Source organism: Synechococcus sp. PCC 6717 (genome assembly GCF_022698185.1).
Classification (GTDB): Bacteria; Cyanobacteriota; Cyanobacteriia; order Thermosynechococcales; family Thermosynechococcaceae; genus Thermosynechococcus; species Thermosynechococcus lividus.
This window is the reverse complement of record NZ_JAKLTV010000021.1, coordinates 1-25,166: the sequence shown is the minus strand read 5'-3', so window position 1 is coordinate 25,166 and position 25,166 is coordinate 1. Positions and strand designations below refer to the sequence as shown.

Genomic DNA, 25,166 nt, shown 5'->3' with positions numbered 1-25,166 from the left:
TTACAGTCTGCATTGATGAGCCATCCTTGCGCAGTTCGGTACAGCCCTCTAAGAATTCGTTTTCCTGATGCCTTCCACCCTTCAGGTTTTTCGCCGAACGTAGGCAAGAAGTCATTATCAAAAAACGAGGCTTGAGACGTATACGATTCTTCGGTTTCGACTAATCGAATCCCGACAATTAAACAAAGCTGCTTAATTCGTCCAAACAGCTTGTAGTGCGGAATTTGCACGAACTCCTGATTCGTTTTTGCACCCAAATTGATTTCATTTTTCTGCCCGTTGTTTCGACCGTAGATGATCGTATCGATGTCGTTTTCCAAGCAGAAGTTGACGACCCACCGTGCTGCTTTGTTGATGTAGTCTCGCACGTAGCAATTTCGCTTATGGGTATTAAGTTGGATTCGCTTCGAGGTCGCGCCCTTCATAGATGGCTTGCCATGAGTCAGAATCGATTTGAATTTGGCAACCTGCTTATTGAACCATTGGTTTCGAGATTTCAACCCTCTACCATCCAGCACAAAGGCAAGTCCAGTATTTGTCACGCCGGTCAAGAGGTTATTCAGTCCTGAGTCAAGCGCTAAAACGTTCTCAGGACACAATTTGCAGCATTGAGCAGTCTTGTCCATCGTGAAGTGAACATACTCAACAACCCACTGCCCATTCGTCGGAATGAATCGCAGTTCTCGGATCTGCACATCCTTTAATCGTTCTGGTAACGGGATGTAAAACGCATCTCTTCCAAATGCAGCTTTTCCACCGTTGCCCAAAGGAACTCGAATCAAGCCTTTCTCTACTTTCAGGGATTGCCCCGTGAATACGACCTGATACAACCCGCCTTTGGTGCGGTATCGCGGCAATTTTGGTTCATGTTCGAACTGCCCCAGTTTGAACAGTTTTGAGAGTGATTTGAAGCTTTTGAACGCCTCATTCACAGATTTCAACACTTGCTGTGCAGCCTGAGAATGTAACAGCTTCCCGTTTTCACTCTCCTTCAGTTTTGCGTAGAGGTTGACATACTTCAGAACCTTGAACGGGTTCCGTCCTTGTTCAAAGAAGTATTGCCGAGACTCATACACGCCTTGGTTGTAGAGATTGTTGGCAAGACGCGCTAACTCAGTAAGCAACTGAGCAAGCTGCTTGTCAGGTTGAAAAACATCTTTTTGGACGGCTAAAAACATCATTGGGTTAAGATGGTATGCAGTTATTATAGATGCTGATTTACTTGAATAGCAACCGTATGAGAGAAGATGGCATACAGCTAAAATCGACTCGTCATTGCAAGTATCAGTCAGGACATCACTTTGTCTGGAGAAGAATGTCAAGACTGATTCTGCCTACTGCCGTAGGCGCGGGAACCGTTCTGTATCCCCGTCGGGAACGAGCGAGGTTTTATCCGGTTCCCGAACCCTCCGGTTTCTATAAATGGAGTAGATACTAGGCGTGAACTACCGCTCATCATCGCTACGCAATAGATAAGCGGCTTCCTTGTTCAACGGGGACAGCATCTAACAAAACCGACGTTTTACCAGATGACTTACGTTCCCTCCCAAAGGCAGTAGAGCGAGTTCCTAACTCCGATATCCGCAAGGCTTCATTTCTGATGTTGATCGCAGCGTTCACGTCTCGGTCATGCTCTGTAGTGCAAACCTCGCACCTCCAATTGCGAACCTCAAGCGATAGGCTACTCACTTGATTCAGGCAAACATGGCAGGTTTTTGAAGAAGGAAAGAAACGATTGACTTCGATCCACGATTCACCTGCGGTAGCATCGGGGACTTCTTGCGACATGTCGTTAAACTCGGGTGAATAGGGAGGCAGACAAACAAGGTTGCCCTCGCCGCTGCTAACAGCTGCTAACATTGCATTGCCCGCATGCCAGACACTCTGTGTGCCCTCAGATGATCCATGACTAACACGGCGCCGGATCAGAGCTTGGGAATTCATTCATCCCGTAGCAATTCCTTGAACTGTTCACCATTGAACTGCTTCCGCCAACCAGACCTCTAATGACAAACCTAGACCTGCATGGTTTTGGCTGCTAACCAATCCAGCAGGCGATGAATTCCCCAACAGTAGTCGGGATCCCCCCAGAGCCTTTGACATGTCGGGGCACTCACAAACCCCACATGCCCACCATACTCACACAGAACCACTTCAAGGGCAGGGTTACGATCGGCGATCGCCACCAGTTCTGGCATCAAGGCAGGATCAAACAGTGGATCATCGGCAGCGTAAAGTATCCAAGTCGGCAAGCGCAACTGCGGCAAAAAATGGAGCGGGCTGCTGGCATGGTAGTAGGCCTCAACCGATGGAAAGCCAAGGCGTTCAATCACCAGTGTCCGATCAAAACCCGCAATGGTGTTGATGCCTGCAATTGCTGCCAAATCAATGCTGGTGGGATGCGCGGCGTGGAGTTGCTGAGCCAAGCGTTGGAGTTCACGACTAATGGCGCGTTCAAATTGCCGCCCCCAAAACGTCTGGCCAAGGTGAGCTAAGGAGCGGTTCGAGTCTAAGTTAGGACAAATCACCGCTGCCCCAGCAATGAGATCATTGTTCGTGCCTTGGGCGAACCACGCGCCCCACAAGGCCAATTGCCCCCCAAGGGAATAGCCGACCAACCAGTAGGGAGCGGTGTATCCCAGTTCATTACACTGCTGGGCAATCAAGCATAAATCCTTGCCTTCGTATAGACCATCGCTGGTGAGGGTGGGCGAGAGGTGGCCGCTGCGACCATGGGCGCGCCAGTCAAACAGAACCACATCGAACTGCCGTTGCTGCCCCCAGTGGGCAAGGGTATGCAAATACCACTGATTCGTCAGATCTCCGGTAATACCGTAGGTGGCAATAAGGGTGCCTCGGGCGTGGGGAACCCGACACCCTTGGCCGTAAAGGGGCACCCCTTGCGCTCCTGCAAAGAGATGCTCCTGCTGGGGGTGCCAGCGATAGGGACAGCCATAGCGCTGACCATAGGCGGTAAAAATGGTGTGGGCAATGGGCGATCGCAACCCTAGGGGTGGCCAGTAGGCATTGGATTGCATAGATAGGTTAGGCAAGGCGTAGTTTCCGTATTACACTTGGTCATCATTGTGAGGCATAGGCTATGACGCAGAGCGATGATCCCTCTTGGCGTAGCAACGAGGCAGATCGCTATGCCGTAGAAACCTGCTTAACAGATGTTCAGGCGAATCGTCTAATTGATGAAGTGTTTGCTGAGGTTGAAGCAGAGACACCCATCGAGTTTGCGGCGGTTTTAGACCCGCATGACGCCTCTGCAACGACGGTTTTAGTCCCCTATGAACCGTTGGCAGCCCCCCACTCAACGGCGGTTCCCGCTCCAGAGCGTTCCCATAAGCTACACCTGAATACCGACTTTTCATGGCGCGATCGCTTTTTAATGGGGGTTGGCATTGCCTCCTTTGTCCTTAGCGTGGGGTTATGGATTAGTGGCGCTCGCCAACCTACGGCAGTGGTTGCACCTGAGGTGGCCACAACACCGGCTGCCGATATTGCCTTTGCGGAATATCTGCAAACCTCTCTTCAGCTTTTGAGTCAGCAGCCCTCCCCAACACCCGCTACAACCATTGCGTCCGCAACGGTTCCCCCATCTGCCCCGTCACCGACAGTTGAACGTATTTACATCCCTATTTATCAGCCCCCTAATGCTCCGGCAGTCTCGGTGCCCCAACTCCCCACCGTAACTGCGCCATCACCGATGCCGACTGATACAGTTGCCACTGCCCCGATCGCTCCACCGGCTCCTCAGCATACCTTGGTTGGCGTTCTCGAGCTTGGGGAGCGCTCCGTGGCTCTGATTCAAACCAATGGCGAAACCCTGCGCCTGAGTGTGGGCGATAGCGTTGGGAACGACGGTTGGCAATTGGTACAAATTCAAAATCAGCGGGCGGTGTTTCGGCGACAGGGAGAGGTTCGCTCCTTAGCCGTTGGTCAAAGCCTGTAAACTACTCCCAGCTAAAGCAGGGAGCTTTTAGTAGCCCTGCAGTTAGCAAGCCAACCGCGAGCCTCTGGGGTGGTTTACAGCACCCCCAATCGACCGTTACCAGTGCCTTGAACAACCGTTTCTGGTGTCCGCACTACAATTATAACCCAAGGCAACTGAAGTTGCTAAAGAAGCTTTCCTCCCCGCACTGGAGTACGGGGCTTCCAGCCCTACCCGATGTGACATCCTCCTGCTAGGGGGTAAAACGCAGGCCACCAAGCTCCCCCCCAAACCTCAAGGGGAGTACTGCCATGCGGGGTGATTCAGGAGAGCATTAATAAGCTGTACCCCTCGCAGTTGATTCGTCAGGGGTAAGTGTCCGCGGGGGGCACTCAAGTCCCAGATAAATTCGCTGGGGTAGCGCGGCCACTTTTTGCCATTACGCCAGCCAATTTTTTCCCAAAGCCGATCCCAGTTTTGACCACAGCCCAGCCAGAGTTGCCGCTGCACGGAATAGCCAAACCGCCCCAAGGAAAAGGCCAGCCATAACTGATCAATAGTTTGCAAGTCGGTGACGGGCAGTTGCTCTACTTCTGTAAAGTACAGCCAACCACGCTTTTGTGCTGCTGCCCCCGCGAGTACGCATAGGGTTTGGCTAGTGAGGCGATCGGCGGCTTCAAACTCTAGGTGCACCAGTCGCTCGGCTAGCGGACGATAATCTATCTGCCGCTCTGACAGGAGGGGCAGCACTCCCGCAGGATAGTGCTGACTTAAAAACGCTTTGACACCTGCATCCTCTGCCTGCACCAGCAGGCGATAGGTTTGACCACGAATCCAAAGCGGGGGGACGGGGTCTAGGGTTGTGCTGGCTTGTAAAAATTCTTGCAGCAATGGGTAGCCCTCAACACCAACGGTACTTAAAGTGTTCAAAGCGGCGAGCTGTTGCTTCTCGTTGCCGCTGTACAACTGTGTGCGTAAATTGGCTAAGGCTGTATTCGTGGCTACCATGCCCCCCTTGAGTCCTCCCCTTGCAACTGTAGAATGCGCTGTACAATCGCCGTTGTTGAACTGGGTACTTCCACCATGATTAACTCAATGCGGCCGCCATAGCGGAGCACCGTTTCAGCTTCCGGTAGGGTCTCCAGTTCATAGTCTCCCCCCTTGACGTAGATCTCCGGCTGGAGCACTTCAATCAGAGGAATGGCGGTGCGATCGCCAAACACGACCACTGCATCTACTGATCGTAAACCAGCCAGTACCTCTGCCCGCTGTTGTTCGGCAATAATTGGTCGGTTTGGTTTTAAGGCAGCCACCGAGCGATCGCTGTTGAGGCCAACCACTAACCGCCGCCCCAGTGCCCGCGCTGCCTTGAGGTAACGAACATGACCGGCATGGAGTAAATCAAAACAGCCATTGGTAAAAACGAGGGGTCGCCAGTCCTCCGGCGCTGCCTCAATCTCCCGCACCAGATCCGCAAGATCGTAAAGGCCAGTAATCAGAACTCATCTCCCTAGAGGGTCACCCCTAGCCTATCAGAGCGTGCCGCGAAAGAGTCCTTGGGGGCGCACTAATAGGACAGCCATCATCATCACCATCGCCACCGCTAATTTATACTCTGCCGGAATAACGAGGGTACTCATCTCCTGCGCCACCCCAATGATCAGGGCACCGGCGATCGCCCCGTAGGGGTTGCCAATCCCCCCCAAAATCACGCTGGCAAACAGGGGCAAAATCAAAAACCAGCCCATCGTCGGACGTACCGCCGTAATTAAGCCGTACAGCCCCCCGGCAACCCCCGTCAGCGTTCCTGCCAACAGCCATGTGCACAGCACCACCCACTCCACATCAATCCCAGAGACCCGGGCTAAGTCGAGATCATCCGCCACTGCCCGCATAGCCTTCCCGACTTTCGTGCGCTGCAGTAAAAAATGCACCCCAGCCATGGCCACAACCGCCAAGATCATGACAATAATTTTCGAGTAAATAATTTTGATGCCAAAAATATCAAGAGCAGGCATCACCGGTAAGCGATAGGTTTGGTTTTCGCTCCCCCAGATGAGGATCACTGCATTGCGCAGGAAAAACGACAGACCAATGGACATAATGATCAGCGTGGTTGAAGTGGTGCGGCGATCGCGCATCGGCGACCAGAGCAGTTTTTCACTCATCAGCATCAGCCCTGCTGTGCCCAACGCACCAACCAGCATCGATAGCCAAATGTCTAACCCCATGAAATTGGCAACCAAGGTTAGGTAGGCACCTGCCGTCATAAAATCGCCGTGGGCAAAGTTCGGCAGCCGTAAAATCCCAAAGGTGAGGGTGAGTCCCACCGCTGCGAGGGCAATAATACTCCCCACCGCCAAACCGTTAACCAGTAGTTGAATGAGTTGAATATCCATGAAATGTGTTGTAGGTGCACTACATTCTATATAGGCTATAGAGGCGCAAAACGAGTCAAAAAAGGGGGGTCAAGCCGCTGCCTTCCCCCACCTAGAACAGGATGATTTGAATGTAGCGTTAGCCGCGACGTAAATCCTTCGCCATGGCGCGGAACGGATCAAGGCTAGGATCAGTGCGACGGCGTTCTTGTTCCTCTGCTGCCGGAGCAGATACATCGGTAACGCTTGGTTCTGGGGTGCCCTTGTTCTGGGCGGCTACGTCCACCTTTTCTAAGGATGATACCAATTCAACAACTTCCACCTCTTCGGTGCTGCCCCCCGTTGCGGGAAAGGTTTTTTTGACTGGCTTGGCTGTACGCATGTACTCAATGTTGCCGTAGGTCTTTGCTTCATCGGGATCCAAGAAAAATTCCTTGGTGGGCTTGGGGTCGGCGGGTGCCTTTTTGCCACCGCGAAATAGACCGTCAAAAAGTCCCATAGCTGAGGTGTTACCTTTTATGAAGAAACCGCTACTCAGTTTACAATAGAAGCCTAGGGCAAACCATAGCTAACGTTACCATTTTATGCCTGCTGCAGCTTACCGGGGGCTAACCGCCGATCAGTTTCGCCACCCGCGCGATCGCCAAGCCACCGCTGCCCTCAAGCACCTTCCGGGCCTAGATGTGCTGGTGCGCACGATCCTTGGCTCCCTTGCCGAGCAAGCATTTTACCTCGAAAACATTGGTAGCAGCCTCCGCATCAGCGAGCAGCAGCTTCCAGACCTCTATGCATTGCACACCGAGGCCTGCCGCTGTTTAGATATTGACCCGCCGCATCTATACCTAAAGCAGCACAGCATCCCCAATGCCTACACCTTTGCCATGCGCGGCAAACAACCGTTTGTGGTGCTCCATACTGCGTTAGTCGAACTCTTGACACCAGCAGAGCTACAAGCTGTGCTCGCCCACGAACTGGGGCACTTAAAGTGTGAGCATGGAGTTTACCTAACCATTGCCAACCTTTTACTTTTAGCGACCAGTCAACTCTCGCCTTGGGGACTACTCTTGGCGCAGGGGCTCCAAACCCAACTGTTTCAATGGCTGCGCTGTGCAGAACTCAGCTGCGATCGCGCGGCTTTGCTGGTCACTCAAGATGCGCGTGTTGTGGCCTCTGTGCTGATGAAATTGTGTGGCGGCTCTCCCCAGTGGAGCGATCGCCTCAACTTGGATGCCTTTATTGCCCAAGCGCAGCAGTACGATAGCGCCGATCAAGGCTGGCACACCCTGTTCAAGGAGTTACAAGCCAGCCAACTCACGCACCCCTTACCGGTGTTACGCGCCCGCGAAATCTTGGACTGGGCAGAGAGTCAACAATATTATCAATTGCGGCAAGCCTTCCAGTAGCATCAGCCATTCACGCTGAGGATGTCCGCGCTAGTGAAGAGTGTCACTACTTTTTAGAGCTTTTTCTAAGAAGCTGTGTAAATCAGCAAAGGTGCCAATGTAGGCAGGCACTGGTGTTTCATAGCCTTTGAGGCTCAGAACTTGGGGACGGAAGGGTACAGCCGCAGGGCATCCTCCCACGAGGTAATGGTAGGTGGTGGCTCCCATGGCAATATCGGCTTGGATGGTTTTGGTGGCACTCTCAAGCCGAAAGGCAGCGTTTACGGTATCGCCTAAGGCGGTGTAGTCGGGGCGATCGCCACTGCCAGTATTGCCCACCATGGCATAGCCTGTATTCAGCCCCGCCCCTATCCGTAGGGGGGCAGGTAGGGGATACTGCTGATGCAACTCCCCTGTCATTGATCGTAGGTCTTCAAGGGCAGACAGGGTATAGCAAATTTCGCGATAGCCAATTTCCTCACTTTCATGAATCCAAACAGCCATCACCGCATCACCAATGTATTTATCGACCCAACTACCGTACTGACGAATGATTTCCCCTGCTCGGTGAAACCATGTGCCAATGACTTCTGAGAGCAGTTCTTCATTGAGCTGCCGCGTTAATTGGGTAAAATCGCGAATATCGACCACCAACACGGTCAACAGTCGCCGGACGTGTAGGAGTGCTGTAGCCGAGCCTTCTGGCTGCGGTAAGCTCAGGATGGCACTATCACTAAACAGCGGCGGCAGCGGCTCATTAAAAAAATCCAGTTCTGTTTGGCCAAAGGTGATGCGATCGCCATTATGCAGCGGCATTGGAATACTCACCCGGCGGCCATTGACAAATGTGCCGTTACGGCTGCCTAGGTCAATTAAATAAAACTCCCCCTGCCCCATCCGTTGAATCATGGCGTGGGTACGCGACATCCAGCGATCGGCAAGAACAATGGCATTCTCTTCACTACGGCCAATCGTCCAGCACGTCCCACCAGTCAACGGAAAATAGCACATTGTTTCATCCGTCACCAGAGCCAAGTGGGGTTCTGTGGGGGGGGGTATTTCAGGATGGATCAGCTCTGGCCCGTGGGGCAGTTGAGATACCGCGTGACGGAGATGGGCAATGATCTGCTGTTGTCGAAAAATAATGGCCACCAGTTGCTGGGGGGTCAAGGTCTCCAGAAGTTTCTGATCCGGTAAGTTAAACGCAAGGTCAGCATCCATGGGGCACTAGGAGGAAACCAAGAAAAATCAAGACGGTGGCTCAGTAAGGGGCTGAAAGCCGAGCGATCAAAACAATAAAAGAAGCGAAAGCGTGCCCGTGAGCCGACAACACACATTCAACCCACGTTTAGGAGGGCGATTACACCCCCAGTCTAGCAAAGGGGTTTGGGGTACTCAATAGACTGCATCTATGCGTATCAAATTCAGACCATCCTTTGAGCAAAAGGAGGATGTCAATTTTAGCAAGAGCACCTTAGCTAGTTCTTTTCGGAAAATTATTACTATTCAGGCTTGTCATAGCCTAGTCATGGTTGCTAGAATCATAAAGCACTTTTCAGCCGGGATAGCTCAGTTGGTAGAGCAGAGGACTGAAAATCCTCGTGTCGCCAGTTCAATTCTGGCTCCTGGCATCTGACGTCAAGCGTTGATGCAAATCTTGGCTATTCCCCACCAGCGATCGGCCATCTAAGCCACTGTCACTGCCAGCTTAGGCCTCGCCACGTTAATTCCCAGCACGACGACCAAGCCAGACACCTTGGTCAACCTTGCCGATCGCCATCTTTACGCAGCCAAACAACAGGGCTGCAGTTGTTACGTTGCTGCAACCACAGACACCGCCGCCACCAGCACTTCGCTAGAATCAGTCTAATCCATCGCGTTGGGATAGTTGGTGTGACCCGTTCATGGCCCAAGTGGCTGCCCCTGCCAGCCCTTGTCACAACATTCGGTGTTGCTGCCCTTGTGATTGGGGTGCGACAGTTGGGACTGCTGCAACAAACAGAACTGAATTTCTACGATCTCTACGTGCGATCGCGCCCAGCCCCAGATCCGGATCCGCGCATTCTCACGGTGCTAATCACAGAGCAGGATATCCAAGCCCAAAAAACATGGCCGCTACCGGATGCCACCATTACCGATCTATTAACCCGCCTGAATGCCGCTAGCCCGCGAGCTATTGGCTTGGATATTTTTCGGGATATTCCCCAACCACCCGGTCACGACCAAATTCGTAAGATTCTCAGCCTCAACCCACGCATTATCCCCGTCTGCAAATCCGCTGGCGAAACCGCCGATCAACCAGAAGTTCCCCCACCCCCCAGTATTCCCACGGATCAGGTGCCTGAGCGGGTAGGGTTTGCCGATATTCCCCTCGACAATGATGGCGTGATCCGGCGCAACCTGTTTGTCATCAATAATGAAAATGCCCAGCGGTGTACAACCCCCTTCTCCTTTGCCCTGATGCTGGCACTGCGCTACATCGAGCAAGAACCGGATCAAAAAATTGATCTAAACAATGACGGCCTCACCCTGAACAATGTCCACTTTGCACCCCTCACCCGGGATGCGGGGGGGTATGTTGGGGTGGATGATCGGGGTATGCAAACCCTGCTAAAGTATCGCTCCGGCAGTAATGTCAGTCGCACCGTCTCATTAATGGATGTGCTGACCGGCCGGGTGAGCGATGACTTGATTCGGGATCGCGTTGTTTTAATTGGGGTGTCTGCCCCCAGTATCAAGGATATATTCCTGACCCCCTACAGCGGCAGCGATGCCGTCACCCAGCAAATGCCCGGGGTCGTGGTTCATGCGCAGATGGTGAGTCAGTTTCTCAGCGCGGCTCTGGATGACGACGCACCCATCTGGTACTGGCCTTTGCCCTTTGTGTTGGGTTGGATTATTCTGTGGGCGGGGGTTGGCAGTGTGTTGGGGTGGTGGTTGCGTCAACCGCTGTGGCTAGCAGCGGCGGTGGCAGGCGGKGGTCTCGCTTTGGTGGGGGGGAGTTTTGCGATTTTTGTTGTTGGTAATGGCTGGATTCCGGTGGTGCCGCCACTCATTGCCCTGATGCTCAGCAGTGTGGGGATGGTGGGCTACGTAGGGTATCACGCCCAGCAGGAGCAAAAATCGTTTCAGGAAAAAGTTAAAGAGCAGGAAAAGGCGCTGGCGCTGATGCGCTCCTTGATGGCGGAAAACACGGCTGCCCTGAATCAAGCCCTGCAACAACCCACGGAAATTACGGGCAAGCCCCGCTCACTCTTGGGAGGACGCTACAAAATCCAAAAAGTCTTGGGGGCTGGTGGGTTTGGCCGTACCTATTTGGCTCAGGATACCCAGCGTCCCGGCAACCCCATTTGCGTTGTCAAGCACCTGCGCCCTGGCCGCAATGATGAACGTTTTATGCAGGTGGCACGGCGATTATTTAATACGGAAGCGGAAATCCTCGAAAAGTTGGGTCGCCATGACCAAATTCCTTTGCTGTTGGCCTACGTCGAAGAAAATCAAGAATTTTATCTCGTCCAAGAATTTATTGAGGGTCGCTCCCTCAGTGAGGAAGTCAAACAAAAGCACAGCGAAGCTGAGGCGCTTAAACTGCTGCGAGAAATGCTAGAGGTGTTGAGTTTTGTCCATAGCCATTATGTGATTCACCGCGATATTAAACCCGACAATATAATTCGTCGTGCTGCCGATGGCCGTTTGGTGCTAATTGACTTTGGCGCAGTGAAGCAAATGCAGCCTCAAGAAATTCAGAAAACCCAAGGAAGCACCGTCGTCATTGGTACGATGGGCTACGCACCCCCAGAGCAACTCTCAGGACAACCCACCCTCAGCAGTGATATTTATGCCGTGGGGATGATTGTGTTGCAAGCGCTGACCGGCATTAAACCCCGAGATCTACCTCGAGATCCCCGAACAGGTGAGGTGGATTGGCAGTCCTGTGTGACGGTGAGCGATGCGTTTGCGGCGATACTCAACAAAATGGTGAAATTTAACTTCAGCGATCGCTATGAGTCTGCAAAGGACGCACTACAGGAGGTACAATCGCTCAGTAGTGCTATGGCAGTGTAGCAGACCCGCTGTCCCAAAATTGCGGTGGGGGGCGATCGCCCTAGGACTTAAAATAGAGGCAACTGTGATGGGAGGTAAGTTTGATGTACCAGTCGCCAGTGCTTGTTACGCCTAATGGACATTCCCTAGATATTACCCTTGATCCGTTTTGGCAAAATTTACAGCAGTTGGCCTCCCACTTGCTTGTCTCTTTGTGTTTATCGCTGCTGCTGACAATTGCCCTAAGTTTGCTGAGCTATTGGTTTAGCAGTACGTTTGGTATTCCTCTCATGCCATTTTTGTTTGTTGTCATTTAGGGCAGTCAGCGGCATGGATTAAAACAAAATAAGCGAATTGGAGGAGTTATGATCTGGGGTCTGATTATTACGTGGGTTGTAACCAGTATTAGTTTATTTATTGTCTCGCGCCTCTCGTTCCTAGGCGTAGAAATTGATAAGTTTAGTACCGCGCTGTGGTCTGCCATTGTTTTTGGGGTTCTCAATGCCACATTGGGGGCCGTGCTGAAGTTCCTCTCCTTCCCGTTTATCTTTTTGTCCCTTGGTTTGTTTGCCCTGATTATTAATGCCGCTATTTTTGCCCTTGCCGCTGCCTTTGTGGATGGCTTTACCCTGCGCAACGGATTTTGGAGCGCTCTATTGGGATCGATTGCCCTGAGTATTGTCAATGGCCTCTGCTTTGGGCTGTTGACCCAATTGGGAGTTCTCTAGGTACCCTCGGGGGGTAATGAGCCAGTCGTGGTAACGACGAGTACTGGCATTGCCAATTAAGACCAGGCTGAACATATCCACCTGCTCGGGTTGGAATGTGCCTAGGGTGGTTAGGGTAATCTGTTCATCGGCACGGTAAGCCCCACGGACAATGGCCACTGGGGTGTTGGGGGAGCGATAACGCTGAAAAATTTGCTGAGCGATGATCAGTTGCTCTTGGCGATCGCGAGAGCGAGGATTATACAGAGCGGTTACAAAGTCAGCGTTGGCTGCAGCTTCTAGGCGTTGTTCAATCACTGGCCATGGGGTGAGGCGATCGCTGAGGCTAATGGTACAAAAATCGTGCATTAGGGGAGCGCCTAGCCGTGCCGCTGCCGCATTCACCGCACTCACCCCCGGCAACACCTCCACAGCAATATCGGCGATATTTGCATCGGCCATTAACTCCAGCACCAAGCCCGCCATGCCATAAATGCCGCAGTCTCCCGATGAGACCACGGCCACGCGCAACCCCCATGCCGCAAGTTCAATGGCGTGTTGGGCGCGATCGCGCTCTTGGGTAATCGGGTAAGGCAGTACCATCTGGCCGGGTTGCCGCAATGGTGCCAGTAGTTGCAAGTACAACTCATAGCCAATCCACACCTCTGCGGCTAAAAGTGCTGCGCGTGCTGCGGTGGTGAGTTGCTCGAGTGCTCCTGGGCCGGTACCAATTAGGGCGATCGCCCCCCTACGGGGAATATATTCCCGTTGGCTCTGCGCTACCGCCACGGTCACTGCTCCCTTTTGTGCCGGCTGGCGATAGATGTGCTTCGGGACAATTAACGCCCCCCCCTGACTTGCCAACAGCGCTGCTGCCTCCGCCACACTAGGGGTGCCCATCTCGGCGGCCACAATGGCGGAGGGAGTCGGAACCGCCACCTGCTCTAATTGCTCTGCCCTAAACCAGCGGGTCGGCCAATTTTGGCGTTGGGCGAGGGCACATAACCCCACTTCGTCCGCTTTGCGATCGATACTGGCGATGCCGGCGATCGCCCCTAAGGCTAACCCCGCTTCACTGAGGGTATGTTCAATGGCTGCTGCAATGACGCTTTCAGGTGTACCGCGCTCACAGCCAAGTCCTAGCCACAGTACCCGTGGATGCCAGACCACGCCAGCGGTGGGACATACTGCCTTTTCGGTGATCCAAACCCCCTCATCGGTGGGTGGGGCACTCAGCCACTCGATGGGTTGCTGGGGGGAGACTCCGGTGCGCCACAGGTCACTACCGCAGGTTTGGAACACCCTGAGAACCTCCTGCCGGGCTTGGCGAGCAGCAACCCCATGCCAATCTCCCGAGCCTCGCTGCCAGCCGAAGGCTTGCCCCCAACAGTCCACCGCAAAGTAGTGTTGGCAGTGGCTTGCCCCCGTCAGGATGGGGGTGGCACCTATTTGAGCCGCTAGCACCTGACAAAGGCGATCGCCCGCGGCAGCATGGCCACCCACTAAACTAATGAGCCACTGGCCATCTTCTGAAAGCACCCAGACCGCAGGATCCGTGTACTTATCTGTTAACAGGGGCGCAATCAAGCGCACCACCGCCCCACAGGCCAAGGCAAAAACCCAGCCGCGATACTGTGACCACACTGCTGCCAGATGGGTTGCCAGCGATCCCTGATACCGCTGGGCTGTAGCAACCTCAATCGGCAGGTGGATGGGTAGCCACAGGTCTAAGGCAACACCCGCATGCCGCAGGCGCTCTAGCTGAGCAACCCCTTGGGCGGTTGTGGCGATCGCTGCAAGTGGCGCAACGCTTGAAAACTGATTCACCCCTAGCCCCTATTGATTTACAGCAAGTGTTTGGAAGTCGTTTGCCACCCCTATCTCCATGGGAAAATAGAAGTACCTTTCCTCACTACTACGACGGTATTGCACCCTTGAGTATTTACGAAGCATCCACGAGCGCGATCGCTCGCCAACTCCTCAGCGCCAGCCACGAGTCCCGCAACTTTTTTAGCCAACTGCGCGATCAGATGCGCATCGAAGACAAGCTCCTAGGCTGGGCCATGGAGCATCCCGGACTGCGGGTACAACTCTTTCGCCTTATTGACTGCCTCCCTAGCCTCAAGAGCAAAGCCGAGGTGGCGCGGCATTTACAAGAATACCTCAGTGATCCCAGTGTCGAACTGCCAGAAGGGCTGAAAAAACTGTTGAACTTTGCTCAACCGGACTCCCTGCCTGCCCAAGCGGCAGCCACAACCTTCACCACCGCCGTGCAAGCCCTTGCCCACAAGTACATTGCCGGTGAAAACACGGAACAGGTTCTCAAGACCATTGGCCGCCTCCGCAAACAGGGAATGGCAGTAACCATGGATATTCTGGGGGAAGCCGTGATTACCGAATCGGAGGCCGCCGCCTACTGCGATCGCTACCTAGACCTAATGACCCAGTTGAGTCCGTTGGCGAGCAAGGAAGGCACCAATCCGGTACAGGTCTCCGTGAAGCTGACCGCCTTTTACTCCCAGTTTGATCCCCTAGATGTCCAAGGCTGCCGCGCCAAGGTGGGGGAACCTATCCGCCGACTGCTCCACCGCGCCAAGGAATTGGGGGTGGGGGTTCATTTTGACATGGAGCAGTATGCCTACAAAGACATTACCTTGGCCATTCTCAAAGATATTTTGCTGGAGCCAGAGTTTCGCGATCGCGCCGATGTGGGGATCACGCTACAAGCCTACCTGCGGGATAGTTACAACGATGCTCAAGACCTCGTTCGCTGGGCACAACAGCGCGGCACCCCCGTCACTGTGCGGCTGGTCAAGGGAGCCTACTGGGATCAGGAACTGATTAAGGCGGTACAACACCAGTGGCCGCTACCCGTCTATCAGCACAAGGTTGATACCGATGCCAACTACGAGCGCGTGCTAGAGTACCTACTCAGCCACTACATCGTGGTGCGAACTGCCGTGGCCAGTCACAATGTGCGCTCCCAAGCGCGGGCGATCGCCATTGCCCAGCACCATCACCTACCCGCCAGTGCCATGGAGTGCCAAGTCCTCTACGGGATGGCCGATAAACTCGCCAGAGCCTTGGTGGAGGCCGGACAAACCGTGCGGGTGTATTGTCCCTACGGCGATCTCATTCCTGGCATGGCCTACCTAATCCGCCGCCTGCTAGAAAACACCGCCAACAGCTCCTTCCTGCGGCAGCAGTTGGCAACCACCGAGATCGAGGATCTATTAGCACCCCCGCTTCCCACCGCCGACTTCAGCGCCACCAACGTCTATGTGCACACCGGCAAGACTTCAACCTTTGTCAATGCTGCTAATACTGACTATGCCGTAGCTGCCTTGCGCCATCGCATTGAAGCAGCCCTAGACAATGTCCACCGCCAACTTGGCCAAACCTATTCCCCCATCATTGGGGGTGAGCGGGTGAATACCCTAGAGTACAGCGACTCCCGCAATCCCTCCCACCCCCAGGAAATTGTTGGTCGTGTGGGCGTAGCCACCATTGAAGATGCTGAACACGCCATCCGTGCCGCCAAAGCGGCTCAAAAGCAGTGGCAGCACACACCCGTGAGCGAGCGAGCCGCCATCTTACGGCGCGCAGCAGACTTACTGGAAGCCCAACGCCATGAGTTGGTGGCCTGGATGTGCTACGAAGTGGGTAAAGTCGTCGCAGAAGGCGATGCCGAAGTCTCGGAAGCCGTGGATTTTTGTCGCTACTATGCCGATGAAATGGAGCGCCTCAGCGGTGGCTACGATCGTAACTTTCCGGGAGAAACCAATCATTACCACTATCAAGGGCGGGGCATTGCCGTAGTGATTTCACCGTGGAATTTTCCCTTAGCCATCCCCACTGGGATGACAGTGGCCGCGCTGGTGACAGGCAACTGTACGATCCTCAAACCCGCAGATCCCGCAGCTGTTGTTGCGGCTAAATTAGCGGAGATCCTTATTGCTGCTGGATTCCCTGCGGGCGTGTTTCAGTTTTTACCCGGTCGCGGTGCTGTTGTTGGCCCCTACCTCACTCAGCACCCTGACGTGCATCTGATTGCCTTTACGGGGTCTCAGGAGGTGGGCTGCCGCATTATTGCGGAGGCGGCGCGGTTGCAGCGGGGGCAAACCCATATTAAGCGCGTCATTGCCGAAATGGGGGGCAAAAACGCCATTATTGTTGACGAAAGTGCTGACCTAGATCAAGCCGTAGCGGGGGTCGTGCACTCCGCCTTTGGCTATAGCGGCCAGAAATGCTCCGCCTGCTCGCGGGTGATTGTCCTTGAAGCCATTTACCAGCCCTTTGTGCAACGCCTGATTGAAGCCACCAAATCCTTGAATGTGGGGTCAGCCCATTGGCCTAGTACCCGTGTGGGGCCAGTCATCACTGCTGCGGCTCGCGATCGCATTCAGGAGTATATTGCCAAAGGTCAACAGGAGGCAGACCTTGCCTTCAGTGGCACCGTACCAGAGGAGGGGTATTTTGTGCCTCCCACGATCTTTACCAACGTTCCCCCTACCGCCACGATCGCCCAAGAGGAAATTTTTGGCCCCGTTTTAGCGGTACTGCGTGCCGAAACCTTTGAGCAAGCCCTGGAGATTGCCAACACGACCACCTATGCCCTGACAGGGGGGCTGTATTCGCGCACCCCCTCCCACATCCAAGCGGCAAAAGACCAGTTTGCGGTGGGAAACCTCTACATCAATCGCGGTATCACCGGCGCAATTGTCGATCGCCATCCCTTTGGCGGCTTTAAGCTGTCGGGCATCGGCTCAAAAGCCGGCGGACGCGATTACCTGTTGCAGTTTCTCGAGCCACGGGTGATCACAGAGAACGTCCAACGCCAAGGGTTTGCCCCCATTGCCGGAGTGGATGATTAATGAGCGATCGCGGCTGTCCACAACTGCTAGAGCGAATCACCGCACGCATTGATGCAGTCGGTGCCATCCCCTTTGCCGAGTTTATGGCCTTGGCACTGTACGACCCCCAGTGGGGCTACTATAACCGCCCCCAGATCACCATTGGTCGGCGCGGCGACTTTACCACAGCTAGCACGATCACCGTTGACTTTGGGGAACTACTGACCGACGCCTTTGTGCTCATGTGGCAGGCCTTGGGGCAGCCTACCCCTTTTACTCTCCTAGAAATGGGCGCAGGGGACGGGCAGTTTGCCGCCGCTGTTTTGACCTACAGCCAACAGATGCATCCTGATTTTTTTGCTGCCCTTGACTACGCCATTCAGGAGCAGTCACCAACCCTGCAACAGCGGCAACGGCAATGGTTGCAGCCCTGGGGCGATCGCCTCCGCTGGCTCAGCCCTGATACCGTGCCAGCTCCCTTCATCGGCTGTATATTCAGCAACGAACTGGTGGATGCCTTCCCCGTCCACCGCCTGCAATGGCAAGGGACTCAGTGGCAGGAACTGTATGTCACCCTAAACGCCCAAGGGCAGTTTCAGGACGTGCTGCACCCCCTCAAGGATGACCAGATTCCCCAGTACTTTGCCACCGTGGGGATTGACCCGCAGCAGCAGCACTATAGCGACGGCTATCGAACCGAAGTCAATCTGCAGCTCATTCCATGGCTGAAGCAGGTGAGCCAGTGCCTTCAGCGAGGGTTTGTCCTCACCATTGACTACGGCTATCCTGCCCACCAGTACTACCATCCCGCCCGCTGTGAGGGTACCTTGCAGTGTTACTACCAGCACCGTTACCACGATAACCCCTACCGCTTTGTCGGCACGCAGGACATCACCGCCCATGTGGATATCACCGCGTTAGAACGCTATGGTGAGCAGTTTGGCCTGCACCCCCTGTACATAACCCGCCAAAGCCTGTTTTTAATGGCATTGGGGCTGGGGAACCGTCTCATGGCACAGCAGCACACCAACGGTAACCTCCGTCAAGCGCTCAGCCGCCATCAATCCTTGCACCATCTCATTGATCCGTTGGGGTTAGGGGGCTTTTACGTAGTATTGCAGAGTAAACAGGCCAGCCTGCGGTTGCCGGAACTGGATGCTGTAGGCTCTAGATTGCCCCTTTAAGGAGATCCAATAAGCTGCTACCGCCCCACATCAGCGCCACCAGAATAGAGGTTGTCACCGCCAGACCCATCAGGCACACCACCAGCCCTGCCAAGCTAATCAGGCCATCGTCATCCAGTAAACCAAACCCAGTAATGAAGATACCCATCGCTGGCAACGTGTTGGTGCCCGGAATCGGTAAAATCATCGAGATGGCCATCAGGGAAACAGCAGCCCCCAAGAGCAGCCGACCGCCACGGCTTGTGCAGATGAGGCGCAGGCGCGGTCGCGAGATCAACTCAATTCGCCGCAACCACGGCAGCGCACGGCGAAGGATGTTTTGGGCATGGCTGCGGGGCATCGTTCGCGCTAACAGCCTCGGTGGCAGCCATGGGGCGGTCGCCCCTAGCATGAGCTGCACCCCCAAGATGAGCAGAACAATGCCAAAAGGGGTGGAATAACCGGGAGCAGGAATGGGCAATGCCGACGGTAACGATAACACCACCAGTAAAAAACCAAAGGTGCGCTCCCCCGCGAGCTGCAAAATATCGGCAAGGGTTACCTGCTGCTGGGTAAGAACGGCACCGGTGACAGGTGAATCAGCACCCATTAAAAAGGCTTGCTCTAAATCCGCAGAGAGTCTGGCCATAAAGGATAACGCACCTAATCGATGCGGATATTTTTGAAGTCCGGCGGTGGGGGCGGGCTGGGGGGCTGATAGTCGCCGTACTGCTTGAGCCAGTCACTCACCGGCTGCTGATCAAGACTTAGCCCCAACAACCCCGAAACAAAGCCACCCATAAAGGCAACGGGTCTCTGGCTTAATTCTTTGACAAGGGGGGTTAACTCAGTTAAAAACATAGGCTTACATCAACCTTAGGGCACGATTTGCCAGATTCTTCACAGAATGTAACCTGATTTTAGCCTAGAGAACCACAAAACGTTAGCGGTTCTTTGTTTATGGCAATTCCGCGAAATTTGTTAAGGAACCCAAGGCGCACCCCCAGCAGTTCGGACAATAAGGTCAAAGGTCAACTGATTTAGCAATGGCCATGAAGCCCATCCGCACGTTTAATGTTAGCCCCTGCTTACCCGAACGGCTGGAACAACTGCGCAGCCTAGCCTATAACCTCTATTGGACGTGGAATACCGAGGCGATCGCCCTGTTCCGCCGCCTCGACCCTCAGCTATGGGAGCAGACCAACCATAATCCGGTGCGGTTACTAGGCCAGATTCGCCAAGACCGCTTACTAGAAGCAGCAGCAGATAACGGGTTTTTAGCCCAAATGGAACGCGCCTTGGCGCAATTTCAGGAGTACTGCCATCCTGAACAAACGTGGTATCAACGGGTGCGCGGCACAACAACCAAAGAGTGTATTGCCTATTTTTCCCTTGAATTTGGCCTGAGTGAATGCCTGCCCATCTACTCCGGTGGCTTGGGGGTGCTGGCGGGAGATCACCTCAAGTCTGCCAGTGACTTAGGCTTACCCCTTGTGGGGGTGGGGCTACTGTACCAAAAAGGGTATTTTTCGCAGTACCTGAGTGCAGAGGGGTGGCAACAGGAGCGTTACCCCATCAACGACTTTTACAACCTGCCCTTAACCCTCGTTACCCATCCCAGCGGGGCTGAAATCCGTATTGTTGTGCCCTACCCCAATCGGGATGTCCACGCCCGAGTCTGGAGGCTTCAGGTAGGGCGAGTGCCCCTCTATTTGCTGGATACGAATATTCCCGTTAATAGTGCCTACGACCAAGACATTACCGACTACCTCTACGGCGGCGATGTGGATCTGCGAATTCACCAAGAAATGTTACTGGGGATTGGGGGGGTAAAGCTATTGCAGGCCTTAGACCTGCGACCCACTGTCTATCACATGAATGAAGGGCACTCGGCGTTTCTCTCCCTTGAACGCATTCGCCAACTCATGAGTGAAGCGCACCTGAGTTACGATGAAGCACTACAGGTGGTGCAGGCGAGTCAGGTGTTTACGACCCATACCCCTGTTCCCGCCGGCATTGACCTGTTTCCCGCCGATAAAATTACCTACTACGTTGGGCACTACATCGAAGCCTTTAACCTCTCTCAGCAAGAGTTTCTGTCCCTTGGGCGCATGAATCCGGGCGCGTTTCAGGAGCCATTTAGTATGGCGAATTTGGCCATTCATACCGCCAGCTTTGTCAACGGGGTGAGTGCCTTGCACGGCGAGGTATCGCGGCAAATGTTTCAAGGGCTATGGCCCAATTTACCCCCCACAGAAGTACCAATTACCTCCATTACCAATGGGGTTCATGCCCGCAGTTGGGTGTCTGAACCGTTGCAGTACCTCCTCGATATTTACCTCGGGCCACAGTGGTCTGAAGCTGCCATCACCGATGCCCTTTGGCAGCGGGTGGATAGCATTCCCGATGAAGAACTGTGGCGGATTCATGAAATTTGCCGCTATCAACTGGTGATGTTTGTGCGATCGCGCCTGCAACGGATGCTTCAGTCTCGCAGTGCCACAGCAGCAGAGCTAGCGCAAGCAGCAGAGGCACTGGATCCCACGGCTCTGACCATTGGCTTTGCCCGTCGCTTTGCGACCTACAAGCGGGCGACCCTGTTTTTGCGGGATATAGAGCGGTTACGGCGCATTTTACTGGGGTCAGTGCCTATCAAAAGTAGTGGCAAGCAACACCGCCCGATTGTTCAGTTTGTTATTGCCGGCAAAGCACATCCCAACGATAACCCCGGCAAAGAACTCATCCAAGAAATTATTCACTTTMCCCGCCAAGAGGGGATGCACCACCACATTGCCTTTGTCCCAGACTACGATATGCACGTTGCCAAGATGATGGTGGCTGGGTGTGATGTGTGGCTAAATACCCCCCTGCGGCCTCAAGAGGCATCGGGTACCAGTGGGATGAAGGCGGCGATGAATGGCTTGCCGAACCTCAGTATTTTGGATGGCTGGTGGGATGAAGCCGATTACGTGCAGACGGGATGGGCGATTGGTCACGGCGAAAACTATGGCGATCGCCACTATCAAGATCAGGTAGAAGCCAATGCCCTCTACGAGCGCCTTGAGCGGGATGTCATTCCCCTGTTTTACGAACGCGATGAGAACGATATTCCCCGCCGCTGGGTACAAAAAATGAAGGCTGCCCTCTCATTAAATACACCGCAATTTAATACGGCACGGATGGTGCGCGACTACGCCCATCGGGCATACTTTGCAGCGAGCGATCGCCATTTTGTCTTGCGGGAAAACAACTATGGGGCTGCCAAGGAACTGGCGCAATGGAAGGAGCGAGTGCTTGAGCACTGGTACACCATTCAAATTCTTGGGGTAGAAACCTCGCGGGAGCACACCCTCACCGTCGGCGAAGTGCTTGAGGTCAAAGCTGCGATTGCCCTTGGCGCGCTGGAACCAAGGGATGTGCAAGTAACGCTCTTTCAAGGACGGGTCAATGAAGCGGGGCTACTGGAGGAGGCGTGCCCAACCTTGATGACCTTGGTGAGAACCACCAGTGACGGTCGTAGCATCTATACAGCGCAAGTGAGCTATGAGAGTAGTGGCTATCAGGGGATTGCACTGCAATTACTGCCTCGCCATGCCTACCTCAGTCACCCCTACGAGATGGGTCTGGTGCTCTGGGCTTGAGCCTCGCGCGAGTGCAAGTGTTCTAGCAGTATGCCAAGATCAAACTAGATTCATAATGGAGTGCTCCTATGGATGGCAAACGGATTCTCATGCTTGTGGGTGATTATGTCGAAGACTATGAGGTGATGGTGCCTTTCCAAGCACTACAGATGGTTGGCCATACCGTTCATGCTGTCTGTCCCAATAAAGTTGCGGGGGACAGCGTCCGGACAGCTGTTCACGATTTTGAAGGGGATCAAACCTATAGTGAAAAGCGGGGGCATAATTTTACCCTCAATGCCACGTTTGCAGATGTTGACCCCAGTACCTACGATGCGTTAGTGGTTCCGGGGGGGCGTGCCCCGGAATATCTGCGGCTCAATTCACGGGTGATTGAGATCACTCAACATTTTGGCCACACGCAAAAACCCATTGCCGCTATTTGCCATGGGCTGCAACTGTTGGCCACCGCTGGGGTGCTTGAGGGCAAAACCTGTACCGCCTATCCTGCCTGCGGCCCTGAGGTTACCAAGGCAGGGGGCACCTATACCGAAGTTGCCGTGGATGCGGTGGTGGTGGATGGCAATTTAGTGACGGCTCCAGCATGGCCTGCCCACCCTCAATGGCTGGCAGCCTTCCTAGCGCTCTTGGGCACAACGATTAACCACCGTGCCTTGACTAGGGTTTAGGTACATAGAGCGATGGCGATCGCCCTCAGCCAACTTGCCGAGTACCTAAGTCGGCACCAGTTAAATTTCAAGCTAAATGCTAAAAATCATCAAATTATTACTGGCGTGAATGGCGATCATCTCGAGCGGTTCATTGTGATCATTGAACTTGATGAAGAGGGCGAGTTTTTTAAGCTCTATGCGCCTAACTTATTACCCGGAATTAAATACCACCGCTTCAAAGACGCGATTTTGCAAACCTTACTCTGCATTTCGTGGCAAACAAAAATGTTGCAGTGGGAGTACGATCCCAGTGATGGGGAAGTTCGTGCCATCATTGAATTTCCCCTTGAGGACAGCACCCTAACAGAGCGGCAATTTTTCCGCTGCTTTGGTGCCCTTGTGGAAATTGTGGATACAACCGTGCCCCGCCTACGGCAGATCGTCCAAGACAGTGAAACCAGCCCTGAGTCTGACACAGACTTAGCCATGGGGGAGCGACTGCTGCTCACAATTCAGGAAGAAGCCCCCGGTCTCCTTGACCTCATTGCCCAAGCCCTTGATGCTCGCCGTCAACGGGGGCAAAGTTCCTATTCCTAGCTTTCATGCGTGGGATGGGTAGGAGTCTCGCGGGCATAGAAGCGGCCATGCTTAATTTCAATGAGACCTTGGCAATTGGGACAACTAAATCGCCACAGCTTACCCACAGGCACCTTCAAGGCTTGCTGACAATGGGGACACTCGCCACACCATACGTCTTCATCGCCTAGCATCCACATCCCCCCCACAACCATGGGTAAGCCAATCACTGTGCCCAAACCAGTGGCACAAAATCCCAAACCCATGACCATCCCGGCAATTCCTGCCACTTTTGATTGACCATCCCGAGGCACCTTTTCAATGGTGGGGATGGTATAGTTTGCAGTGTCATTGGTTGCAGACGCTCCGGTATCTGGTTCTGGGGGCGTCTCAGGGGCGATCGCGGGTGAGCTGGCAGCTTCAGGGAGGGGATTGGGGTCAGCCTCCAACCATGGATCCCCAAGGGGCGGATAGGCGCTGGCAGACGCCTGTGGCTCGGTGGCTTCAGGCGCTACGGCAACGGTATCTACACTCTCTGGTTCAGCGACTTCAGCGATAAGATCATGATCGCCAGCAATCGTCGCGGTCTGTTCAAGGGGGGCTGTGGTAGCATTAGATGCTTGCTCGGGTAGGGGTTCAGGTTCGTTAACGGGGGCGATCGGCTCATCTGGGGCTGTGGACTCAACAAAGGCGGCAATCAAGTCCATCAGTGTCGGCGCGTCAGGAGTATCTTGAGGAGATGGTGCCATCTCTAAGGCTGATCCATCAGCAGCTTCAGATGCAGCGGGCGGGGGTGTGTCCGGTGTACTTTGCCAAGGATCGGCAACAGGGGGCAGGGGAGACGAGCTAGCAGCGGGTAACTCAATTGTCTGGGATGGTAGTTCTAAGCTTTGGGCAGTTGCCACTGCTGGCGATCGCAGGATAACCTCAGCATCCCACAGCGGTGCGCCCAGCACCCTAGACTCAATCACCACCTGATCAGTATCCGGCAAGTGCAGCTTTTCCAAGGCTGTGCGGATCAAGGTTACCGCAGCACCCTGATTGAGCATTTTCTCGGAATGTAGCGTAACGGCTAGTGTGCAGCCTTGACGGGTGACATCTGCCTTGACCCGCTTAGGTAAGAGCACAGCGTTTAACAAAGTGCTAATGGCACGGGGATCACCTTGGCGCGCCACCTCCAGCAAACGAGTTTCACTCATAAACCACTGGGGAATGTTTCCGGCTACTCCTAGCCTAACTGAGATTTGCCGCAGTAGTGATTAGCACCCCTGGACAACGGGGAGACAACAATATCTGTGGAGGAGAAGCACCGGGAGCTGAGTACCATCATGCAACTATGGCTAGACTACAGTACAGTAAGGAGCTTTATAGAAACCGGAGGGTTCGGGAACCGGATAAAACCTCGCTCGTTCCCGACGGGGATACAGAACGGTTCCCGCGCCTACGGCAGTAGGCAGAATCAGTCTTGACAGAACCGTTCCACGGCGGGGRGTGTCACCATCCTCGATCGCATCCGGAGGATATTGATGTCAACCTCAACTGCCTCGACAATATTCATCAACTGCGCGATCGCTTTCAAGTTCAACTGTTTGATGGCCAGCAGTGGGAGCGCAACATTGAAACGCTGCGATGATAAATGCCCCAATACATAAATACTTGACTTCTCTCCTCCTTGAAAGAGAGGGGATTCCCAAAGGATGCTACGCAACGGGCTGAAGCCGCGTTGCTTCGCTTTTCCCTTGAGCTGTCACCCACAACTTAATACGGGTGGGGGCAGTCAAAGACCCCCTACCAACTCCGCTCAGACTCAATCCAAGCATCGTCGCTACTTTACG

Annotated in this window: 23 protein-coding genes and 1 tRNA gene; 12 read left to right on the top strand and 12 right to left on the bottom strand. The window is 54.1% G+C overall.

Annotated elements, in window-relative coordinates; translation table 11 throughout:
* The 3 genes from L5470_RS09640 to L5470_RS09630 all read right to left on the bottom strand — a co-directional run.
* A partial coding sequence (locus L5470_RS09640; RefSeq protein ID WP_499499691.1) for an RNA-guided endonuclease InsQ/TnpB family protein occupies window positions 1-1,181 on the bottom strand: 1,181 nt, incomplete at its 3' end.
* A 280-nt stretch (window positions 1,182-1,461) separates the two neighbouring features.
* On the bottom strand, window positions 1,462-1,788 hold the full coding sequence (locus L5470_RS09635) for a zinc ribbon domain-containing protein (RefSeq protein ID WP_227517649.1): 327 nt from the start codon (window positions 1,786-1,788) through the stop codon (window positions 1,462-1,464).
* A gap of 227 nt (window positions 1,789-2,015) precedes the next feature.
* A complete protein-coding gene (locus L5470_RS09630) occupies window positions 2,016-3,038 on the bottom strand; it encodes a YheT family hydrolase (RefSeq protein ID WP_099798398.1) in 1,023 nt (340 codons plus the stop codon).
* A gap of 62 nt (window positions 3,039-3,100) precedes the next feature.
* Between L5470_RS09630 and L5470_RS09625 the strand changes: the two genes are divergently transcribed.
* A complete protein-coding gene (locus L5470_RS09625) occupies window positions 3,101-3,958 on the top strand; it encodes a hypothetical protein (protein ID WP_499499689.1) in 858 nt (285 codons plus the stop codon).
* A gap of 273 nt (window positions 3,959-4,231) precedes the next feature.
* Here the strand turns inward: L5470_RS09625 and L5470_RS09620 are convergent, their stop codons facing one another.
* The 4 genes from L5470_RS09620 to L5470_RS09605 form a co-directional block, all read right to left on the bottom strand.
* Window positions 4,232-4,945, bottom strand: a complete 714-nt coding sequence (locus tag L5470_RS09620; RefSeq protein ID WP_099798400.1) for a GUN4 domain-containing protein — start codon at window positions 4,943-4,945, stop codon at window positions 4,232-4,234.
* A complete protein-coding gene (rfaE2, locus tag L5470_RS09615) occupies window positions 4,939-5,403 on the bottom strand; it encodes a D-glycero-beta-D-manno-heptose 1-phosphate adenylyltransferase (protein WP_227517563.1) in 465 nt (154 codons plus the stop codon). Before rfaE2 ends, L5470_RS09620 begins: the two co-directional genes overlap by 7 nt.
* A 66-nt stretch (window positions 5,404-5,469) precedes the next feature.
* On the bottom strand, window positions 5,470-6,336 hold the full coding sequence (locus tag L5470_RS09610) for a branched-chain amino acid ABC transporter permease (RefSeq protein ID WP_448526847.1): 867 nt from the start codon (window positions 6,334-6,336) through the stop codon (window positions 5,470-5,472).
* 118 nt (window positions 6,337-6,454) lie between these two features.
* Window positions 6,455-6,814 carry a hypothetical protein gene (locus L5470_RS09605; protein WP_499499687.1) on the bottom strand — a complete coding sequence of 120 codons (360 nt, stop codon included), beginning with the start codon at window positions 6,812-6,814 and terminating at the stop codon, window positions 6,455-6,457.
* A gap of 85 nt (window positions 6,815-6,899) precedes the next feature.
* On the opposite strand from L5470_RS09605, the gene L5470_RS09600 reads away from it, so the two are divergent.
* Window positions 6,900-7,718, top strand: a complete 819-nt coding sequence (locus tag L5470_RS09600) for a M48 family metallopeptidase (protein WP_099798404.1) — start codon at window positions 6,900-6,902, stop codon at window positions 7,716-7,718.
* A 30-nt stretch (window positions 7,719-7,748) separates the two neighbouring features.
* Here L5470_RS09600 and L5470_RS09595 read toward each other — a convergent pair whose 3' ends face one another.
* Complete coding sequence (locus tag L5470_RS09595; RefSeq protein WP_099798405.1) at window positions 7,749-8,918, bottom strand: adenylate/guanylate cyclase domain-containing protein; 1,170 nt, start codon at window positions 8,916-8,918, stop codon at window positions 7,749-7,751.
* Between the two features lie 337 nt (window positions 8,919-9,255).
* Between L5470_RS09595 and L5470_RS09590 the strand changes: the two genes are divergently transcribed.
* The 4 genes from L5470_RS09590 (at window position 9,256) to L5470_RS09575 (ending at window position 12,469) form a co-directional block, all read left to right on the top strand.
* Window positions 9,256-9,328 (top strand) — tRNA-Phe (locus L5470_RS09590).
* A gap of 262 nt (window positions 9,329-9,590) precedes the next feature.
* Window positions 9,591-11,762: a CHASE2 domain-containing protein gene (locus L5470_RS09585; protein WP_499499680.1), complete on the top strand. Its 2,172-nt coding sequence runs from the start codon at window positions 9,591-9,593 to the stop codon at window positions 11,760-11,762.
* Window positions 11,763-11,845: 83 nt separating this feature from the next.
* Window positions 11,846-12,058, top strand: a complete 213-nt coding sequence (locus L5470_RS09580) for a hypothetical protein (RefSeq protein ID WP_099798406.1) — start codon at window positions 11,846-11,848, stop codon at window positions 12,056-12,058.
* 48 nt (window positions 12,059-12,106) lie between these two features.
* A complete protein-coding gene (locus tag L5470_RS09575; RefSeq protein WP_499499673.1) occupies window positions 12,107-12,469 on the top strand; it encodes a phage holin family protein in 363 nt (120 codons plus the stop codon).
* On the opposite strand, the gene cobJ is transcribed toward L5470_RS09575, so the two are convergent.
* On the bottom strand, window positions 12,395-14,275 hold the full coding sequence (gene cobJ / locus L5470_RS09570) for a precorrin-3B C(17)-methyltransferase (protein WP_499499671.1): 1,881 nt from the start codon (window positions 14,273-14,275) through the stop codon (window positions 12,395-12,397). The two genes, L5470_RS09575 and cobJ, sit on opposite strands and share 75 nt — an antisense overlap.
* On the opposite strand from cobJ, the gene pruA reads away from it, so the two are divergent.
* On the top strand, window positions 14,260-17,322 hold the full coding sequence (gene pruA, locus L5470_RS09565; protein ID WP_499499669.1) for an L-glutamate gamma-semialdehyde dehydrogenase: 3,063 nt from the start codon (window positions 14,260-14,262) through the stop codon (window positions 17,320-17,322). The two genes, cobJ and pruA, sit on opposite strands and share 16 nt — an antisense overlap.
* Window positions 17,322-18,485: a class I SAM-dependent methyltransferase gene (locus tag L5470_RS09560; RefSeq protein ID WP_499499667.1), complete on the top strand. Its 1,164-nt coding sequence runs from the start codon at window positions 17,322-17,324 to the stop codon at window positions 18,483-18,485. The genes pruA and L5470_RS09560 overlap by 1 nt, the downstream gene beginning before the upstream one ends.
* Here the strand turns inward: L5470_RS09560 and L5470_RS09555 are convergent.
* Together L5470_RS09555 and L5470_RS09550 are read right to left on the bottom strand one after the other, a co-directional pair.
* The gene (locus L5470_RS09555) at window positions 18,469-19,113 is read right to left on the bottom strand and encodes an exopolysaccharide biosynthesis protein (RefSeq protein ID WP_099798410.1); all 645 of its coding nucleotides are present in this window, start codon (window positions 19,111-19,113) and stop codon (window positions 18,469-18,471) included. The two genes, L5470_RS09560 and L5470_RS09555, sit on opposite strands and share 17 nt — an antisense overlap.
* Before the next feature lie 14 nt (window positions 19,114-19,127).
* Window positions 19,128-19,325: a ssl0294 family protein gene (locus tag L5470_RS09550; RefSeq protein ID WP_099798411.1), complete on the bottom strand. Its 198-nt coding sequence runs from the start codon at window positions 19,323-19,325 to the stop codon at window positions 19,128-19,130.
* A 191-nt stretch (window positions 19,326-19,516) separates the two neighbouring features.
* Here L5470_RS09550 and glgP point away from each other — a divergent pair, with 191 nt between their 5' ends.
* From glgP to L5470_RS09535, 3 genes are all read left to right on the top strand, one after another.
* Complete coding sequence (gene glgP, locus L5470_RS09545) at window positions 19,517-22,105, top strand: alpha-glucan family phosphorylase (protein WP_499499664.1); 2,589 nt, start codon at window positions 19,517-19,519, stop codon at window positions 22,103-22,105.
* Window positions 22,106-22,173: 68 nt separating this feature from the next.
* Window positions 22,174-22,773 carry a DJ-1/PfpI family protein gene (locus L5470_RS09540; RefSeq protein ID WP_099798413.1) on the top strand — a complete coding sequence of 200 codons (600 nt, stop codon included), beginning with the start codon at window positions 22,174-22,176 and terminating at the stop codon, window positions 22,771-22,773.
* 12 nt (window positions 22,774-22,785) lie between these two features.
* Complete coding sequence (locus L5470_RS09535) at window positions 22,786-23,352, top strand: hypothetical protein (RefSeq protein ID WP_099798414.1); 567 nt, start codon at window positions 22,786-22,788, stop codon at window positions 23,350-23,352.
* On the opposite strand, the gene L5470_RS09530 is transcribed toward L5470_RS09535, so the two are convergent.
* Entirely contained in the window at window positions 23,349-24,530 is a 1,182-nt protein-coding gene (locus L5470_RS09530; protein ID WP_499499662.1) for a hypothetical protein, read from the bottom strand. The two genes, L5470_RS09535 and L5470_RS09530, sit on opposite strands and share 4 nt — an antisense overlap.
* 266 nt (window positions 24,531-24,796) lie before the next feature.
* Between L5470_RS09530 and L5470_RS09525 the strand changes: the two genes are divergently transcribed.
* The gene (locus L5470_RS09525) at window positions 24,797-24,964 is read left to right on the top strand and encodes a hypothetical protein (RefSeq protein WP_499499660.1); all 168 of its coding nucleotides are present in this window, start codon (window positions 24,797-24,799) and stop codon (window positions 24,962-24,964) included.
* The last annotated feature ends 202 nt before the right edge of the window (window positions 24,965-25,166 follow it).